The following is a 17,350-nucleotide window of genomic DNA, read 5'->3' on the forward strand; positions in this document are numbered from 1 at the left end:
GGACGCAGCGAGCTCAGCCGACCGCCGCTGTCCCGTCTGTGTCCCGTCGCTCGGCCGTTCCGGCGGTGAACAGGGGTCGCTAACTCGACCCACGCCGTACACAGGAACGCGACATGCTCGCGCGCGCAATCGAAACCGGGGAGATCTCGCCCAGGCTCGGGCCCGACGCCACGATGGACGCGCTGGTCGGCCCGATCGTCTATCGCGCGCTGACGGGATCGAGCGTCCCCCGGGATCTGGTGGATACCCTTGTCGATGACCTGCTCAGGCCCCGCTCCGACTGAATGCCGGCTCGGCGGTTCGCCGGCGCAGGGCGCTCCAGACCTGTACGGCAACAAACGATTTCGGTTGTACGTGATGTCATTGTGATGGCGCCCGCTGTGAGTTTGGGCTCCACATGGAGCTGCGTGACGCTCTGCGGATCTCCTTCACCTCGACGCTCCTGGGCGTGCTGCCACGTGCCTGAACCTGCCCACTCGCTGTCATCGACGGGCAGGTCGCCTCCTGGTCTTCGTTCCACATCCCAGTGTCCTGAAGTGTGATGTACTCGGCGCGCTACTCGACCTCGGCAATCACTGACTTCCACCACGCCACGGCCGAGCTTCAACATCCTCAACGGCATCGCGCTCGAGGCTCTGGCCTGGTTGAATACTCGCGCTTTCCAGGTACGCATGGGCACGCTCGGCGCATCCAACGTGAACTACGACTTTCCCGGCCTTTGGTATCCACGCATGGAACAACGGGCAGGCCACCGTGGCCCTCGCTCTCGAACCGGCCCGCCCGAAACCTTCGATTCGGTCACGCTGTCACGGTGAGGAATTGGGTCTGGATCTGGACGGCCTGGCCGGATACCGGCAGCTCGAAGTGGTTGACCGCGGTCACCTTGTCGGCGTCTTTCACCTGCCATCCGGCTTTGTCGAACAGTGCCAGCCACGCGTCGCGGGTACCGATGGTGCGCAGTGGCCCGACACCACCGAACATCTCCCCGTCGACGGTGGAGACGACCAGCGCGGAGTCGAGGCCGGCGGGGTGCACTTCGGCGGTGACGGCCAGGGTGCTGCCAGCTGCGGCACGGCTGGAGGTAGCGGTGATCAGCCGTTCGACGTCGTTCGGTTCGAGGAACAGCACGAGGTGCTCGGCGATGAACAGTGTCGGGCGGTCGGCGTCGTGTCCGGCGCGGGACAGGACCTCGGCGACGTCGTCGGTTCCGAAGTCCACGGCGACCAGGATGAGGTGGGCGGTGTCGGTATCCATTGCTTCGAGTCGGCGCGCCTTGTCGGCGATGATGTCGGGCAGGTCGAGGTCGAAGAATTCCACGTCGGGAGCCCAAAACCGCAGCGCGCGGTCGTCATAGCCTGCGCCGAGATTGACGATCTGGGGAACCCCCGCCGTGATGGCATCGAGCACGAGCTGGTCGAAGTAAGGGGTACGCGGAGCCAGCAGGTCCAGCGAGAGGGTGATGTCGCTGGGCTGGCCGTCGGGATCGATGGCTTGCAGTCCCCGCACGAGCAGGCGCGCAGCGTCGGGGTCGCCGCCGCTGGTGTGCGGTCGGTCGAACTCGGCGCGCCCGAGAGCGCACACCTCGCGGATCATGGTCAGGATCGGGTTTTCTTGCGACATGATGACTTCTCCTTACTTCCCGAGGACGTGCCGGGCGCACGTCGGAAAACGCCGGGGGGACATGGACCTGCTGGATGTTCAGCCGTGGCCGCGAGTCAGGGGTTGCCCGGCCATGGCAGATCGGCGGTGATCTTGTCGAGCAGCACCTGGAGGGTTTCCCGATCTGTGCTGGTCAGCGGGGCGAGCAGCGATTCGTCGGCGGCGACCATCGCTTCCTCGTGACCGGTGATGAGCTCGATGCCTGTGTCGGTGGCGAAGACGCGTTTGCTGCGTTCGTCGCCGCTTTCGACACGGCGTTCCACGAGGTTGCGAGCTTCCAGTCCGCGCAGGACACCGGAGACATTCGCGGGCGTCGTCCGTGTCGCCTGCGCGATATCCCGCTGAATAGCCCCAGGATTGCCAGCCAGGTAGTTAAGGACGAAGGCTTGCGCAAGGGTGAGCCCGCGGGAGCGGATCCAGTCCTGCCCGGCCTGCACCTGAGCCCAACTGATGACTTGAAGCTTCGCGAGTGGGCTGGCGGGAGGATGTTCCAACGGCTCCATACCCTCGACCTTAACTATTAAGGCCTTCACAGTAAAGTACTTAACTAAATCTGATCCTTCTGACATTGGGCGTTGGAGTCGGCAGGTGCGGGCGGTGGTGTCGCCGAGGCGGCCTCGGCGCGTTGTTCTTTGGACGTCGTGCGCGCACGCGTCGAAAGCGCCTGGATGTGGCCGCATACCCGCCGTACGGCAACGCCTCTACAGAGAGCAGGGGTCCGGGGTCAGGTCCAGGGCGTTGAGCCACAGATGAGTCAGGGTTGCCGCGGTGTCGTCGAGTGAGACTCCGGTCTTCGACGCCTGATAGAAGGCACGTTCGGTCATCCACACCAGTGCGGTTGTCACAGCGCGTGCGCCGGTCGGGCCGTCCACATCGGGAAGCCCTGTACGTTCGGCGATGGCCTGGGTGATGTCGCGGATGGCGGTGACGGCCGAATGCCAGCTCTCGCCGATGGCCGCGACGGTGGGGGCGAGTTCGACGGCGGCGCGCATGACATCGCCGTGGTCGCGCCACATGTCGCGGGTCTGGTCGATGCTGCGCCGCAGAGCGAGCGCCGGTTCGCCGGAGGCGTCGGCGGCTTCGATTTCCGTGCGTAGCGTGACCACGGTTCGTGCGACCAAGGCGGCCAGGACCGCGTTCTTGGAAGCGAAGTAGAAGTAGAACGCTCCCCGGGTGATGCCCACCGCGTTGGTGATCGTCTCGATCGTCATCCGGTCGAATCCCAGTGTGTCCAGCTGCATTTCGGTGGTGTCGAGGATGGCTTGCTCGCGCTGGTCACCCTTGGTGGGCGCGGCACGGCGGCGGCCGCGGGTGGTTCCGGTTTCGGGCACGAACCATTCTACCCGAAGACAACTAATTTCTACGCTATGTCAATTTTGTCTGACATAGCGTAGATTCTGCGTTGTGACTGATCGAACCTCCGTCAAGACCTTCCTGATCACCGGCGTGAGCTCCGGCTTCGGACAGGCAATCGCACGCAAGGCCATCCAGGACGGCTACGTCGTGGTGGGCACGGTCCGGCGCGAAGCCGACGCTGACGAATTCCGGGCACTGCATCCCAGTCGCGCCGTCGCGCGTGTTCTCGATGTCACCGACGACGCGGCGGTCCTGGACACGGTGAATGACATCGAATCCACGGTCGGCCCGATCGATGTCGTCATCGCCAACGCCGGATACGGCCACGAAGGGGTATTCGAGGAATCGCCGTTGGCCGAACTACGAAACCAGTTCGCGGTCAACGTCTTCGGCGCGGTGGCCACCATCCAGGCGGTACTGCCGTACCTGCGGGCCCGGCGATCTGGTCACATTCTGGGCATCACCTCCATGGGCGGGCTCATGACCGTGCCCGGTCTGGCGTACTACCACGGCAGCAAGTACGCCCTGGAGGGAATCCTCGAGACGCTCGGCAAGGAGGTCGCCGGGTTCGGCATCCATGTCACGGCCGTCGCGCCCGGCTCGTTCCGCACCGACTGGGCGGGGCGATCCATGGTCCGCACCGAACGTTCGATCCCGGACTACGACGCATTGATGGATCCGGTGCGCGCACACCGCCGGGCCGCCGACGGCAATCAGCTCGGGAATCCGGAAAAGGCCGCGGCCGCGATACTTTCGGTGATCGAGGCCGCGGACCCGCCGACCCACCTGGTGCTCGGCTCCGACGCCCTGCGGCTGATACGGGCCGGCCGAGCGGGCGTCGACGCCGAGATCGAGAAGTGGTCCGACCTCTCGCGCACAACAGACTTCGCTGACGGGGCGCAACTGCCGCGCTGACCCGGCAGGCAGCCGCACCAGTGCCCTAGCGTTTCGGTACCGTGCCGCAGCAGGCAGTGCCAGTTAATCCTGACGAAAGTCCGCTATTCGGCGGCCATCTCGACCTAGTGACCGACCCGGCACACGCCCAGCGCTCAGGGCAGATCCCCAGTTTGCGCGGCTTTTATGAGGAGTTTGTGCAGGATGACGCGCTCAGCGTCAGTGAGGGTGCAGACAGAGTCGGCCAGGACCGCTTCGACGATCTGCGATCCGGCCTCATAGGCGCGCTTGCCCTCGTCGGTCAGTTCGTGACGGGTGGCTCGGCCGGGACTGTCAGCCCTTTTCAGCAACCCGCGGTCGATCATCCGCTTGACGAGGGTCCCCAGGGACTGATCGGTCTGGAAGATCAGTACCGCCAACGTGTGCAGCGTGGCGTCCGGCCGGTCGTGCAGGTGCCGGAGAACATCCCACTGCACCAGGGAGAGCCCGCCGTGCACGGACAACCGGCGGTTGGCCTCGCGGTGGTGCCGCCACTGCAACCGCTTCACAGCGAGCCCGATCTCCTGAAGCGACGGTGACACCGGCGCAAGGTATCCCACCACCAGCGATCCTCCTCACGATTGACTAACTAAGGTTGTTTATATAAGGTTACTTATATAAGTGCAGCGTATCGCACTAACGGCGGCGTGGGGCGTCGTTGCCTGATAGAGATCCACTTTCTGACCAAGGAGTCATTTCATGAGCATCGTCATCACTGGAGCCACCGGCCAGCTCGGCCGACTCGTCGTCGCGGATCTGCTGGCGGCGGGTGTCGCACCGGACGCCGTCACCGCGATCGCCCGCAGTGCGGAGAAGGCCGCCGGACTCGGCGTCCACGTGCACGTCGGAGACTACGACCAGCCGGAAACGCTCGAAGGCGCGTTCGCGGCGGGCGACCGTGTGCTGCTGATCTCCGGCCCGGAAGTGGGCAAGCGGGTTCCGCAGCACACCGCCGTGATCGACGCCGCGAAGGCCGCAGGCGTCGCACAACTCGCCTACACCGGCGTCTTCGGAGGCCCGAAGGCGGACTTCACGCTCGTCGCCGAGCACCGCGCGACCGAGGACCTGGTGCTCGCTTCCGGTCTGCCGTTTACGTTCCTGCGCAACAACTGGTACACCGAGGGGTACACCGCCGGTCTCGCGGACACGGTCGCACGCGGCGCGGTCACCAACAGCGTGCCGCCGCAGGCCCGCATCGCCACCGCGACCCGCGCGGACTACGCGGCCGCGGCGGCGGTCGTGCTGCGCACCGAAGGGCACCTCGGCGCCGCGTACGAGCTGAGCGGCGACACCGCATGGACGTTCGGAGAGTTCGCCGCCGAGATCGCCCGGCAGAGCGGCCGGCCGGTGGCGCACAACTCCGTGAGCCCTGAGGAAAACAAGAAGATCCTGGTTTCCGCCGGGCTGCCGCCCGCGTTCGCCGACGTGCTCGTGGGAGTAAACGCCGCCATCGGCCGGGGCCTGCTCGCCGGCACGCCGGGCGACCTGTCGCGGCTCATCGGCCGGCCGACGACACCGATCGCCGACTCGATCGCGGCGGCGTTGGCCGGTTAGCTAATGCGCTGCGAACCGCCACGTACCTACCCGAACCTGAGTACAGGTTAAAGAGCCCTTGTCGCCGTAGCATCCGCCGAAAAAACAATGCCTGACCAGTAGGAACGTGGCTCCCGATGGGGGCAACCCGGTGGTCCAATCGAATGTCACGTTATTCGAATACGATTCGTCCCTCAGGCAGCATCACGTTCACCCCGAAATCACCACCGGGCCAGGACTGCACGGCGAATTCAACGGCAACGCACTCGTCGTGTCCGGCCTCGTTCGTGACACCTACCGTCCGAACCCCGACGGAACCATCACGCTCACTGTCGAAGAGCCCAGGGGCAGTACGTTCTCTCCGCTGATGGTCTGCACGATGACCCGAGACCGACCGTTGTAAACAGATGCGCTGTTGGGGGCGGGTCATCACCGACGACAGCCCATACAGTCGGCTGTCCGGTGAGCGGCAAGTTCGAGGACCGCCCACCTCGTCATTGAATTTCTTGTGGCGCAGATACTTCCGGCGGCCGCACGGCGCTCCACCCGCTGATCATCTGTGGCCCAGCGCTGGCCGGTTCGGTCAGCACGATATGCGGCAGTAGTGTGCGGCCGACCGACCCAGATAACCAGTGCCCGTGGATCTTCCGCATTCCGCACTGGCCATTGTGATCGATACGGAATGCGGAAGACGCGGACGTTTCCGACTCGCGCTGGTGGGCGGATCCGGTTGTCTCGCAGGCCGATCTATGGCTAAGTTACCGATGCCGGGGTCGGTGGGGTGATCGTGCTGAGGTCGTCCCAGGCAGTGCTTTCTTTGGGGGTATGTTGTTCGGTCGAGTATCGATCGTGATCGTGGCGGCGGTCGTGGCGCCGCTGGTTGGGACGACCTTCGCGGCGGCACAGCCAGCGAGCGGGCAGTGTCGCGACACTTCGCGCTGAAATCGGCAATAGCGCGCACTTGAGTGCGTGCGGTAGAGCCAGGATCAGGACCACCGAGCAGTTATCGATCGGACCGGCCGACTAACGGGAATCCGATGCCTGCAACCCGTGGCCCGTGGGCATACCTACCGTATGACCGACAACGATGTACCCCAAGGTTCGTCGCCGCAGGTACACGGTAGCCGCCACCGCGAACCGCTGGATGCGGAGTTCGAGATCGTGATCGCCGAGGGACACGACAGCGAGATCCTCGCGCGAAGCCAAGCCGAAGTGTTGTGGGAGATCACCAAATGGCAGGCGTCCCGACCGAAATAGCCGACCCGGAAGCCTCCGCAACGCCCCAACACGACCAGGGAGTCTCAACGTTGACGACCCCCTAGCGCTTGCTGCCACCCAGGGCGAAATCGGCTTCGATCACCAACCGACCAACAAGAAGATGCTGGTCGGTACTATTCCCATCTATATCGTGCCCCGCCGGGGGCGCTCACCGGGCTTGACCTTTACCCAGGTCAGGCCGGGTACCCACACCAAGTACCCAACCACCGAAACAGAGAAACCCCAGGTCGCCGGTCGCAGGTTCGTTTCATCGGGGGTTGCTGACAGCTAGCATCCCAGCTCAGAACACCTATAGGACATGATAGCCAGCCCAGCGGGCCTCCGAAGAGGGCTTAACGCAGAGTTCCTCCAGCCAGACTGCACGACCGGGCTAGGCAGGAGGGAGCGGCTGTGCTCGCCTCCGGACCGCCATCATGTGATCCCGCGGTGTCCACCCATCCCGCCACACAGGAACCGCCACACTTGCATCACTCACAGCGAGATCCTCACGTGCGGCCACACTGAAGTCCTTACGCAGACGGTAAGCCTCTCGAACAATCAGCAACCAATCCTCATCGCCGGCAAGCTTCCCGTAGGCGAACCATTCCAAAGTCCATGTGCACCTGTTGAGCTCATCCCCGACCGCCACCGCCTTCGGGCTACCCAGCAACTGCACCTCCTGCCACCGCTGAACGCGCTCACGCTCGAGTTCGCCGAGCTGAACAATCCCCTCCTGCAACGAGATCCCGTACGTGTCGGCCTCGCCCGCTCGTATCCTGACCACACGACCAGCCAAGATGTGCATCCCCCGAGTGACGATCAGGAACTCTGAATACACCTGCAACCGACGCTCATCCCACCGCGCAGCCTGACTCCGATTCCACTTCGACCGCTCGTTGACATAAGAAGCCAGAAAGGTGATCCCACCACCGATCACCACCCCACCCAACGTGCCGAACAGCTGAGACAACACGGCCAAATACTATCCGCGGCAGTGGATTTGACGATGAACTTCAGTGTCAGTCGGTCAAGATCCACCGGCAACGAGGTCAGCGAGATCAGTCCGCAGGACAGTATGCAGATCGAACCCTAGCTTGACCATGACACGACTCGTCATAGACGACGTCCACCAGGAGGCCGATATCGCCGCCCTGACGGACGACCGGATCTATACGCGACAGCGAAGGACCGTGTGCTGCTCGCACGCAGCGGGTGACACTTCAGCCCAGCGAGATAGACGATTGAATTCCGAGGGCTCTCAATGCATTTCACGACAATTCGCTCCTTGGAAACCCGGACCGAGATGTCGGTGGGCGGGCGCACCATCGAAGTTATGACTGCATTCGACGCCATCAATGCCGCCAGTATCCAGCGCGCCCGCGCCACCGGCTGGCCAGAGCTATCCGGATCCGACGCCCAGGTGGGATGGTCCTTCACCGTCCGCGAGAAGAAGATGCGGGAATTTGAGGCTGCCGCCGTGTGCGATCCCGAAAGCCGTGCCCGGTAGGGAGGTCCTTTTGCACGAAACCAGCGCCGCAGCATGGCTCGACAACCGTAATCACCCGTGGCAGGTCATGTGGTGGTGCAACCTCACCGCTGACGAGCGCACCACGTTGCTCGACTCCGCAGACGGCCGGTAGCCATATGGACGAGTCGCAACGACCCTGGATCGTGCGCAAGGCCAACAGGACCAGGCTGTGGGCCTGGATGCCATATGGGGACGGGAAGAACCGCGCGTGGCTCAAGGGCGAATTGGGCCGGATTCAGCCGGAATGGAACAAGGCCGAACAACGTTGGGAAATCGCGCGCAAACACCTGTGGGTCCTGGCCGAAGCGTTGGCCGAGAAGTTCGGCGAGGTCGAGCTCACGTTAGAGTTCAATAAGACCGAGAAGTGCAACCCCAGCTGCCAGAACGCCGTCAACGACGTCAGTGAGTGCGTGTGTTCCTGCCTGGGCGAGTTCCACGGCGGGCGCGGTGAGCCACGCGAGTGGATCCGCTCTGGTGCCCACACTCTGATCTCGAAGGGCCCGACCCACACAACCTACTTGATCGTGCACCGCCGCGAACCGATCCTGGAAACCATAGTGCCGGAACCGGAACCCGCTGTCCCACCGCAGCTTCCCGAATCCACGCCGAGAGGCCCGACCTCCAAGTCGGTCCCTCTGTACGCCACCGGCACCACGGATTCAACCCGCGACCCCACTCCCCCGCCCGGCAATGATGACGCCGCCACGAGAAGAAGTTCCACCCGGCTGCGGGCTGGCTGCGTTCCTCTTCGCCCTGATGATCGTGCTCGGAGTGCTCGCGGTGACCGTGGACAAGTTGTGGTGGATCGGCGTGGGCGTGCTGATCGTCGGCATCTTCGCGGTCATCGTCGAAAACTCGTGACCGCGAACCGTACTTTCGCGGACGGGTTCGATTATCGATCTCGAAACTCTTGAGTTAGAGACCATTTGGATAAGGCCGTACATTGACTTGGCAGATAGGTCGCTAGACGTCAGACGCATCCTTGTCGGTCCCAGGGTCTAGCGTGCGATGACTATGGGCGCACAAGGTGTTCCGCTGGACGTGCCGATCTTCACCCGACGGGGTTGGGTCATGTACGACCAGATCCTTCCTGGCGACGAGACGCCCGGTCTCAACGTCGAGACGGGCCACACCGAATGGACCCGGATCACAGACATCGACACCTACGACAACGCAGAGGTCGTGGAAACCACCAGCATGTCGTGGTCGGTTCGCAGTACCCGAGATCACCGCTGGATTCGTTGGCATCACGCGAGCGAGACGTACTCGCAAGTCACCACTGCGAACACCACGCGGGCCATGTCGTGGCAGGTAGCTACCCAGATGGCCGACGGCCCCGGACTGGAACTCACCGAGGGCGAGGCCGAACTAATGGGCTGGCTGCTCACGGACGGCAGCCAATGGGAAAGCGCAGCCATCTGCGCGTTCGAGGGGTGCACCAATCCGGCGCGCGCCAGAGCGTTGTGCGGGTCCCACTCACGCCAGCTCAAGCGAGGCCAGGAGTTACATCGGTTGGGGAAGTACCCGCGTGGTGCGGTGGCCGACTTCTCCATGTTCGTCTGGCAGACCAAGCCTGGCGGAGTCCAACGGCTAGCGGAGATCCTGGGCGAGCAGGGCCGTTGGAACGGCAAGGGCTATCGGCTCATCGATTCGTATGCCCGCGACCTGCTCCATCGCGCCCGGATCGAGCGGGTCAAGAATGCGCCTCAAGTCCTGGCGATGATCAACGAGATGACTGCGGCACAGCGCCACGCTACATTGCGAGGCGTCATCGGCGGTGACGGGACGCGGATCGTCAGTGGTAGCTCGGAACACCTGCGCATCTACCAGGACGATGGCCCGCTGGTCGACGTCATAGCAATCCTCGGCTACTTCTGCGGTTACCGGCCAAGTGTTCTCAAGCGCGAGGTTGAGGGGTTTCCGGGGTACGAAAGCAAAGGCGTGCATCTGAAGATCGCCCTCTGCCGACCAAGGGCGGCCCCCGGTCGCCAACCCAAGCGTTCCCTCGGAGTAATGACGGTGTGGTACCCCACCACCGAATTAGGAAGCTGGACAGCACGATTTGGAAAGAATCCGGTGCTCACTGCCAGCAGCGACCGTAGGGATGAAGCCAATCCTGAACAGTCGGTGCCAGATTCGCAGCCTTACCCCAGCGCCAGTTAGGACGGTCCGTAGCTGTCCGATGACTACACTTCTGACAGCCAAGGTCACATCGAAGGGGCTCGGATGGTTCCACGAAACATGCAGGGCAAGACGATGAAACTGCGCCGCGTCGCCGACGACGGTACAGCGACTGTGTCCGATATTGAGGCCATGGATCTCGGCCCACAGCATGGAATCACTTTCAGAGTGGACGCTGACGTCGAAGACGGTGACGAGGTGACGGACACGCTGCCGAATGGCAAATCGAAGACAATGCGTCTGAGGGAGGTCCAGGTCCTTCAAAGCCCTTTCGGCAGTGGCACACTCGATCACACCGGTGCGAAGTACGACGTGATCTCAGGTAAGGCTGCACTCGGCCGTGCAACAGCCAAACCTGTGGCGGAGATCCTCCGAATCCTGATGTTGGGCGCCTCGCCCGAGGGAGACCTGCGGATCACGCGCGAACACACTCGCATCCGCAAAGCTGTGGAAGCCGCTTTGCACCGCGACTTCGTCGAGTTCGATGTAAGGCTCTCCGCGACGGCTGCCGACCTTCAGGAAGGGATCGCAAAGTTCCGCCCGCACGTGGTGCACTTCGCCGGCCATGGTGGGGACAAGCTGATCGCGCTTGAACGAGACCTGGACGAGCAACATGAGGGCGTTGTAGTCACCGAGAGTGCTTTGGCGGCGGCGTGTGCGGCGACCGACGAGCCACCGAAGCTGGTGGTGCTCAATGCCTGCGACTCGGCCGCGACGGCAGACGCGCTGGTTGAGCATTTCGCGCCACTGGCAATAGGTATGCGGGGCAGCGTGGCTGACGTGGACGCGATGGTCTTCGCCACCAGCTTCTATTCTTCGGTAGCGAACGGCCAGTCGGTGTGGGCTGCGCACTTGGCCGGGCGAGCGGGTGTGGAGTTGCAAGGCGGGGATCATGAAGCGCCCTACCTGGCGGTCGCGGACGGTATTGAACCGAAATCGGTGAAACTCGTAGCAGCGCCGAAGCAGTAACAGGCCGCCTTGAGTGCCTGACCCACTTCCTCGGCGAGAGCGAGAGTCTTCTGGCTGCTTCATCAGGAGCGCAAACGTACTGCCGAGAAGCAACTTTCGTACATGTGGGTCGTCCGGGGTGTGGTGTACAGTCATCGTCACAGGCTCAACCGAGCTGACGATCTTATGAGTCCAGTATTTTTCGTTCGCGACACACCCGCCACCGGCCGGACGTGTCCTTGTGCCCATCTCTAAACCCCATCTGTTATGTGGTCGCGTAGGTTGCGGCCGAGACTTCTGTACCCAGTTCCTTCCGAGCCGGTCGGTCGGACCTTGGTTCAGCCAGACGAAGCATTCGTACTGGTCGAGCTGAGGTTCGTTCGCCTTCTCTCTCGACCAGATACTTCGAGAGAGGAACAAACTTCAGTGGATCTGACCGCGATTCTGCTCATAGTCAGCAGTGCCGCCACGGGTGTTGCGGCCTCAGCCGCGGCCGCAGCCGCCAGGGTCATTATCACGAAGAACAAGATCCGGCTCACCCGCGAAGTTCTCCGGGATGTGCCCGGTGCGGACCGTCCGGCCGTTCTGCAGGCTCTCGCTGAGATCCTGTAATCGTTGTTACGCCGATCGCCCGTCTCCCCGCCGCACTGGGTGGAGGCGGGCTTCGATCGTCAAGGTCGTCCTGCGGTCGGCGCACCGTTTTCGCAACTTCGCCCCGGTTCCGGATTGAACAAGATCAAATCTGTTGTGTTGCAATAGGAAAAGGATATGCCCACCTGAGGCGCGACGCTGGGCAATCTGCATGCTGTTGGGCTTCCAGCTTCCTCGCTCTGGCCGATTGAACAGCTCGATCAGTGTCCATCTAGAGGCCCGTAGGCAGGGCCGGGTCCCGTCAAGGTGCCCGGTGAGACGCTCCCTCAAGCGGCTTCCCACCAGCGTGATCGGTGTGGCCAGCCAACCGATCCTCGATTCGGCGGTCGCGGCAGGTGCCCGGCACCACCGCCCGCGGTGCGAATACTGTCTGCAACAGGGCATTTCGAATCTATCGTTGGAGGCTGGCCGAGGACCGCTTGTACGGGGAGGATTCGAGAGGGCGATGGGACGAGTCGAGTGGAGCCTGATGGCCGGCGACGATGTCGAGACGGTCGTCTCGATGCTGCTGTGCTCGGAAATGCCCAGCGCACAACGAGTGCGGCCAGCACAAGGCGACGGAGGAATCGACATCTTCGTCGCCGGTGACGACGGCCCCACCGTGTCGCGAGCGATCTACCAGGTCAAGAAGTTCGCCGCCAATCTCACGAACAGCCAGAAACGTCAGATCACGAAATCGTTCAACCGCGTTCTGGACACCAGCAACAACGAAGGGTGGGCGATCACACAGTGGCATCTCGTCTGCCCGCTGACCCCCACCCCGGGCAACCTGAACTGGTTCGTCGGACTGACCGAGAACGCCGGATTTCCCTGCTACTGGCTGGATCTGGACCGCCTCAACATGCTGGCCTCCAAGTACCCGGCGCTGATCGACTGGTATCTGCACGACGGCAAGCAACGCCTCGACAACGCCATCACCGCGCTCGCCGCAATCATCACTGGCCAGCGTAAACGGGAATCAGAACAGCCACTGACACCGTCCGACGTGCTACCCGAGCTCGTCGGGATCTACGATTCCATCAACGCCCACGACCCCCACTACCGCTACGCGGTAGAGATCAGCCACCTGCAACCAGACGCCACTGCAGCGCAAAGCCCCGGACTCGTCGCATTGTCGGCTACCCGGACCGAATCGGCGTGGGTGATCACCAAAATCTTCGCGCGCAGTCTCGCTGCGCTGGAAGAACGTCCAGTGCCGCTCGAACTGCAGTTGACCGTGGATTCAGACCACCCCGACTACGAGGAGCTAACAGACCAGTTTCAGCGATTCATTGACTACGGCGCGCCCCTGACAATGCCTCGGGGCACCGTCACTGGCATCATCGATCTGCCCGCCGGGCTGGGCGGCAACTTCTCCGACACCGACCTCAGCCTCACTCCGGTCACACACCGTCAGTCCAGCCCCTCAGCCGTGGCCAACGACGAAGTCCTGCTCGCGATCCTGGACCCCACCGGGCGCGACGTGCGCACAGAGCTACGCATTCACGCCGTCGAACACACCCATGGATCCGTCGGGCATCGCACGGTCTGGCACGACAAGTCCGAGCTCATCGTCGTCGAAACCCGCACGCGCCCCAAAGACGGTCACCTCGACATCATGGTCGAACTGCGCGGCGCCGACTTCACCGGCCGCCGACCCGAAGATCTCGTCGAGCCGTTCGAGTTCTACTCCATCCTTCACCAGCCCAACCGGTTCGGCTTGCGCCCGGTCTACGGCCCCCGCCGGTTCGAGGACACCCCGACCATCCCCAACGACGAGGACCAGCACCTGGTCGCACTCGCACAGCTCGTCCGCATGCTGGTGACCATCCAAGACCATGTCCCGCAACGCCTTCTTTGGCCTGCGCGCCTGACACGAGACGAGATCACGGAGATTATGACCGCCGCGAAATTGCTTTCTGGGCAGCTGGTTCCGGTGCACTCACAGGACCTTTACATCAAGCTGGACGAACCTACCGATCTTGCGGTGGGCGGTGAGTACGAATTCTGCGACGTCTACGAGTTCGCCATCCACCTCGATGGGCAACGCATTCCGGTCGGTCATTGTGCGGCTGTTGTACAGGGCAGGATCGTCGCGCTCAACGACAGCTTCGCTGCGATCGAGCCCGCCGAGCCAAGCAGCGTGCTCGGCTTGTTTACGAGCAGCGACGTCGCAGTGAGCCAGGTGTTCTTCCGCGGCAGACACGTCGGCCACAACGTCGCCTCCTGAGCAACTCGACCAACGAGTGCGGGTACGCGTTGCGATGGCCGGTAGGCCCCTATGGTCGCGGTAAGGGTTGCCAGCAGGCGCGTATTAGTAGTGAGCCGCTGACCCGAAACCATGAATCACATGTGCGAAACAACGTCATCGCCCAAACCAAATGTAGGACCGCCCAACAGCAGATCAGCTAAGAGAACTGCTCCGAAGTCGTGCTCCAGCACCGTCCCCGCGCCGCCGGTCGCGATCGGGCTGGCCATCTGATCGACCTCATTGCCTACCACCGTCACACTGTATGTCGCCCACTCCGAACGAACCTCAGAGTATTGCCAGACACCAGAAATTTCTCAAATGGCTCTATATCACCTACTTCGCAGCGACGCACACAGTCGCCACTGGATCCTCATGCCGACCGGGTCTCCTCCACTGAGCTCGGCCAGAGTGGCCACCGCGCGGCGATACGCGTCCTCAATGAACGTCGCCGACGACCGGACATATTGCATTGTCGAACCCACCGTCCAATGGCCCAAAGCGCGTGGATCGCAGCAGGATCCACGCCACGCTCATAGCCATGGGGCACGTACACGCGCCGCAGCCCATACGGACTGAACTTCGAACGACCGGCGCGCGGAACCTGGGACGGCTACGCATAACGGCCCCCGGCTGCGGGCTGGTTGCGTTTCTCTTCGCCCTGATGATCGTGTTCGGAGTGCTCGCGGTGACCGTGGACAAGTTGTGGTGGATCGGCGTGGACGTGCTGATTGTCGGCATCTTCGCGGTCCTCGTCGAAAACTCGTCACCGCGAAGCGAGTAGATCGACCGCTCATCGTCGGTTGTTACGCCTCGCGGCTGATTGCTTCTTCCGCTGGGTCTTCCTGCGCTCGGCAGAATTACCCTGACTAGCAACGGGCTTCAGGAGATGACCGAACCGACGGCGGCCGTCGCGTCTCCACACCGCAAGTACGGAGGGCACTCGGTTGCGGGTACTCAGCCACTGCATCGCGGCACGGGAATATTCATCGGCAAAGTCGTTGGCCAACTCGTGAACGGTCCGATCCTTTAACGCCTGTACGGCAATGGTCGTATACGGGTGTGCGTTATAGCGGCCGAGACCCTGCACCTGGGCAACTCCAGTACAGAATCCGGCCCCTACGTGCCACGCTGCGCCGGCCATGACAGCACCGGAATCCTCGCCTTCGAGCTCCGTCGGACTGCAAAGGAGATCAACTAGCTGCTGTTCCTGTTGGTCGAGCTCCATCGGGACTTCTGTCGCTAAGGCTGTGGAATACGCTGCCACGGCGTCTTCTCTGGTGCGCAGGACGTGCCGACGTACGTAACCGCCCATGTCGAAGTGCAGCACTGCATCTGACTGGATGCCGGATGCTTTGCCGTAGACGGCCCTTGTTGCCCGGTACCCGCTTAGTACGACGAGCTCGGATCGGCGCTCACCCTTACGCCCGTCACCCCGGCTCAGTCGGGCATATGGCGAAGATACGAACGGGCAGATCTGTGCTGCATACAGTCCGCATATCTCGTGCACGGGAGCCTCTGATGTAGTGACGTCCTCGTCTGTCTCCTCGAACATCACCTGCCAACGCAGCTCGTCATGGAAGGGGAGCGCGCAGACGGCGCAGAGATCGAATGTTGCCAAGGCGAGTTTGCGCCCTTCGGACACAGCGCCGAAGTCTGGTGGCGGCTCCTGACCAATCGTCGCGATAATCGGGTAGCCGCGGGCATCCGCACGGAGGTGGTTACACCGGGCCGGGCGGGGCACGCCAGCGGGTCCTCGATCGGCTATGTCAGGCATGCTCAATTCCTACCGGACAGGTCGTGCGCGTCAAAACACTTTGCGGGTAACCTGTTTGGAGCGCGCCGCCGACCTGCTAGTACGTATGTGGTGGCCAGTGGGCTTCTACAGGGGCGGATCGGGTTGCATACGCGTGCTAACGAGCCCTTTGGCCTGAAACCAGAAACACGGCGGCTACCGACGGTGATCGTGGGCATACCTATCGCATGGCTGACAACAATGCACCCCAGATCCCTTCGCCTCCGGCTGGCGGAAGCCGTCGACACGAACCGCCGGACGCAGAATTCGAAATCGTGATCGCCGAAGGACCCGAGGGTGAACTGCTTGCGCAACATCAAGCCCAGGTGTTGTGGGAGATCACGAAATACCAGGCATCGAGGAAGGAGCAGTCCTCCTAGCAATCCGAGCGGGTAACACCCTAGCTATGTAGGAGGTCTCGACGTCGATGACCACCTAGCGGTTGCCTTCACCCAGGCCGAAATCGGCTTCGATGACTAGTTGACCGACAAGAAGATGCTGGTCGGTACTGTTCCCATCTATATCGTGCCCCTTCCGGGGGCGCCTACCGAACCTGATCTTTCCCCAGGTCAGGCTAAGTATCCATTTTCATACCCACCCGCCGATTCAGAGAAACCCCAAGTCGCGGGTCGCAGGTTCGTTTCCTCGGGGGTTGCTGTCAGCTAGCACCCCAGGTCGGAACACCGTGCAGATCGATGCCGTGCGTGTTCAAGACTGCACGCAAAGAGTCATGGCAGCAACGCTTTCGACCCTCAAGCCCCCTGCCGAACCGAAAGTCGCCGCAGCAACCACGACCGTGGGCCAGGTAACGCCCAACCTGCCCGAAACCATGAACCACATGTGCGAGGGACTGAAGTTTCGAAGGTGGTTCGCGGGACGAGCTTTGGAAGCTACTGGGTCGAGGTCAGCGCGGATGATCAAGATAGAAAAGCGCTGGAAGGCGTGATCGCCGAACGTGGGCGCACGGGACCGAGGTCGATGCAGATGGACGACGCAATAGTGCGACTCGCTGACGACAAGGTCGAAGTGAGCATCGGAAACACACGCGTCGGTGAGTTGGGTGCGGACGACGCGTCGAGATACGCGCCGGTGTTGGAGCTGGCCGGCCGGCCGCCCGCTCGAGTCGAGTGGGATCGTCCTTATCGGCGCCCGTGTTCGCACGTCAAGCTGTACCTGCCGAGCCCAGAAATGCTCTTGCCCGCCAACGTATTCGACCCATCGGTGCCACGATTCCCAGCACATGACCGGGCCGGGGGTGCGACCCTGGCGAGGCGCAAGTCCG

The 17,350-nt window shown here is 62.8% G+C and carries 16 protein-coding genes and 1 pseudogene; 10 read left to right on the forward strand and 7 right to left on the reverse strand.

Annotation, left to right across the window (positions count from 1 at the left end):
• Positions 1-95: 95 nt before the first annotated feature.
• Positions 96-284: pseudogene (locus tag JWN03_RS15375) on the forward strand (TetR-like C-terminal domain-containing protein); the annotation flags it as partial.
• 514 nt (positions 285-798) lie between these two features.
• Here JWN03_RS15375 and JWN03_RS15380 read toward each other — a convergent pair.
• The 3 genes from JWN03_RS15380 to JWN03_RS15390 form a co-directional block, all read right to left on the reverse strand.
• Complete coding sequence (locus tag JWN03_RS15380; RefSeq protein WP_297614975.1) at positions 799-1,620, reverse strand: class I SAM-dependent methyltransferase; 822 nt, start codon at positions 1,618-1,620, stop codon at positions 799-801.
• 95 nt (positions 1,621-1,715) lie between these two features.
• Complete coding sequence (locus JWN03_RS15385) at positions 1,716-2,162, reverse strand: MarR family winged helix-turn-helix transcriptional regulator (protein WP_297614977.1); 447 nt, start codon at positions 2,160-2,162, stop codon at positions 1,716-1,718.
• Positions 2,163-2,360: 198 nt separating this feature from the next.
• Entirely contained in the window at positions 2,361-2,990 is a 630-nt protein-coding gene (locus JWN03_RS15390) for a TetR/AcrR family transcriptional regulator (protein WP_297614978.1), read from the reverse strand.
• Between the two features lie 73 nt (positions 2,991-3,063).
• Between JWN03_RS15390 and JWN03_RS15395 the strand changes: the two genes are divergently transcribed.
• Positions 3,064-3,930 (forward strand): oxidoreductase, encoded by an 867-nt coding sequence (locus tag JWN03_RS15395; protein ID WP_297614980.1) that lies wholly within the window; start codon positions 3,064-3,066, stop codon positions 3,928-3,930.
• A gap of 134 nt (positions 3,931-4,064) precedes the next feature.
• Here JWN03_RS15395 and JWN03_RS15400 read toward each other — a convergent pair whose 3' ends face one another.
• Positions 4,065-4,490, reverse strand: coding sequence for a MarR family winged helix-turn-helix transcriptional regulator (locus JWN03_RS15400; protein ID WP_297614982.1), 426 nt, complete (start codon positions 4,488-4,490; stop codon positions 4,065-4,067).
• Positions 4,491-4,647: 157 nt separating this feature from the next.
• On the opposite strand from JWN03_RS15400, the gene JWN03_RS15405 reads away from it, so the two are divergent.
• Together JWN03_RS15405 and JWN03_RS15410 are read left to right on the forward strand one after the other, a co-directional pair.
• Positions 4,648-5,502, forward strand: coding sequence for an NAD(P)H-binding protein (locus tag JWN03_RS15405; RefSeq protein ID WP_297614984.1), 855 nt, complete (start codon positions 4,648-4,650; stop codon positions 5,500-5,502).
• A gap of 1,053 nt (positions 5,503-6,555) precedes the next feature.
• On the forward strand, positions 6,556-6,738 hold the full coding sequence (locus tag JWN03_RS15410; protein ID WP_297614986.1) for a hypothetical protein: 183 nt from the start codon (positions 6,556-6,558) through the stop codon (positions 6,736-6,738).
• A 391-nt stretch (positions 6,739-7,129) separates the two neighbouring features.
• On the opposite strand, the gene JWN03_RS15415 is transcribed toward JWN03_RS15410, so the two are convergent.
• Positions 7,130-7,711, reverse strand: coding sequence for a hypothetical protein (locus tag JWN03_RS15415; protein ID WP_297614988.1), 582 nt, complete (start codon positions 7,709-7,711; stop codon positions 7,130-7,132).
• 360 nt (positions 7,712-8,071) lie between these two features.
• On the opposite strand from JWN03_RS15415, the gene JWN03_RS15420 reads away from it, so the two are divergent.
• The 6 genes from JWN03_RS15420 to JWN03_RS15445 all read left to right on the forward strand — a co-directional run bounded on the left by JWN03_RS15420 (position 8,072) and on the right by JWN03_RS15445 (position 14,255).
• Complete coding sequence (locus JWN03_RS15420) at positions 8,072-8,245, forward strand: hypothetical protein (RefSeq protein WP_297614990.1); 174 nt, start codon at positions 8,072-8,074, stop codon at positions 8,243-8,245.
• Between the two features lie 10 nt (positions 8,246-8,255).
• Positions 8,256-8,378: a hypothetical protein gene (locus tag JWN03_RS15425; protein WP_297614992.1), complete on the forward strand. Its 123-nt coding sequence runs from the start codon at positions 8,256-8,258 to the stop codon at positions 8,376-8,378.
• A 902-nt stretch (positions 8,379-9,280) separates the two neighbouring features.
• Positions 9,281-10,429, forward strand: coding sequence for a hypothetical protein (locus JWN03_RS15430; protein ID WP_297614994.1), 1,149 nt, complete (start codon positions 9,281-9,283; stop codon positions 10,427-10,429).
• Between the two features lie 78 nt (positions 10,430-10,507).
• A complete protein-coding gene (locus tag JWN03_RS15435) occupies positions 10,508-11,416 on the forward strand; it encodes a CHAT domain-containing protein (RefSeq protein WP_297614996.1) in 909 nt (302 codons plus the stop codon).
• A 405-nt stretch (positions 11,417-11,821) separates the two neighbouring features.
• Entirely contained in the window at positions 11,822-12,007 is a 186-nt protein-coding gene (locus JWN03_RS15440) for a hypothetical protein (RefSeq protein ID WP_297614998.1), read from the forward strand.
• Positions 12,008-12,491: 484 nt separating this feature from the next.
• Complete coding sequence (locus JWN03_RS15445; RefSeq protein WP_297615000.1) at positions 12,492-14,255, forward strand: hypothetical protein; 1,764 nt, start codon at positions 12,492-12,494, stop codon at positions 14,253-14,255.
• A 116-nt stretch (positions 14,256-14,371) separates the two neighbouring features.
• Here JWN03_RS15445 and JWN03_RS15450 read toward each other — a convergent pair whose 3' ends face one another.
• Complete coding sequence (locus tag JWN03_RS15450; RefSeq protein WP_297615002.1) at positions 14,372-14,527, reverse strand: hypothetical protein; 156 nt, start codon at positions 14,525-14,527, stop codon at positions 14,372-14,374.
• 539 nt (positions 14,528-15,066) lie between these two features.
• Positions 15,067-15,894 carry a hypothetical protein gene (locus tag JWN03_RS15455; RefSeq protein ID WP_297615004.1) on the reverse strand — a complete coding sequence of 276 codons (828 nt, stop codon included), beginning with the start codon at positions 15,892-15,894 and terminating at the stop codon, positions 15,067-15,069.
• Positions 15,895-17,350 lie beyond the last annotated feature (1,456 nt).

Source organism: Nocardia sp. (assembly GCF_025465275.1).
In the GTDB taxonomy this organism is placed as follows: Bacteria; Actinomycetota; Actinomycetes; order Mycobacteriales; family Mycobacteriaceae; genus Nocardia.

Coding starts and splice junctions, on each gene's coding strand:
- JWN03_RS15420 (WP_297614990.1), top strand. CDS start 8,072: ATGACTGCATTCGACGCCATCAATGCCGCCAGTATCCAGCGCGCCCGC.
- JWN03_RS15435 (WP_297614996.1), top strand. CDS start 10,508: ATGCAGGGCAAGACGATGAAACTGCGCCGCGTCGCCGACGACGGTACA.
- JWN03_RS15405 (WP_297614984.1), top strand. CDS start 4,648: ATGAGCATCGTCATCACTGGAGCCACCGGCCAGCTCGGCCGACTCGTC.
- JWN03_RS15445 (WP_297615000.1), top strand. CDS start 12,492: ATGGGACGAGTCGAGTGGAGCCTGATGGCCGGCGACGATGTCGAGACG.
- JWN03_RS15380 (WP_297614975.1), bottom strand. CDS start 1,620: ATGTCGCAAGAAAACCCGATCCTGACCATGATCCGCGAGGTGTGCGCT.
- JWN03_RS15410 (WP_297614986.1), top strand. CDS start 6,556: ATGACCGACAACGATGTACCCCAAGGTTCGTCGCCGCAGGTACACGGT.
- JWN03_RS15385 (WP_297614977.1), bottom strand. CDS start 2,162: ATGGAGCCGTTGGAACATCCTCCCGCCAGCCCACTCGCGAAGCTTCAA.
- JWN03_RS15430 (WP_297614994.1), top strand. CDS start 9,281: ATGGGCGCACAAGGTGTTCCGCTGGACGTGCCGATCTTCACCCGACGG.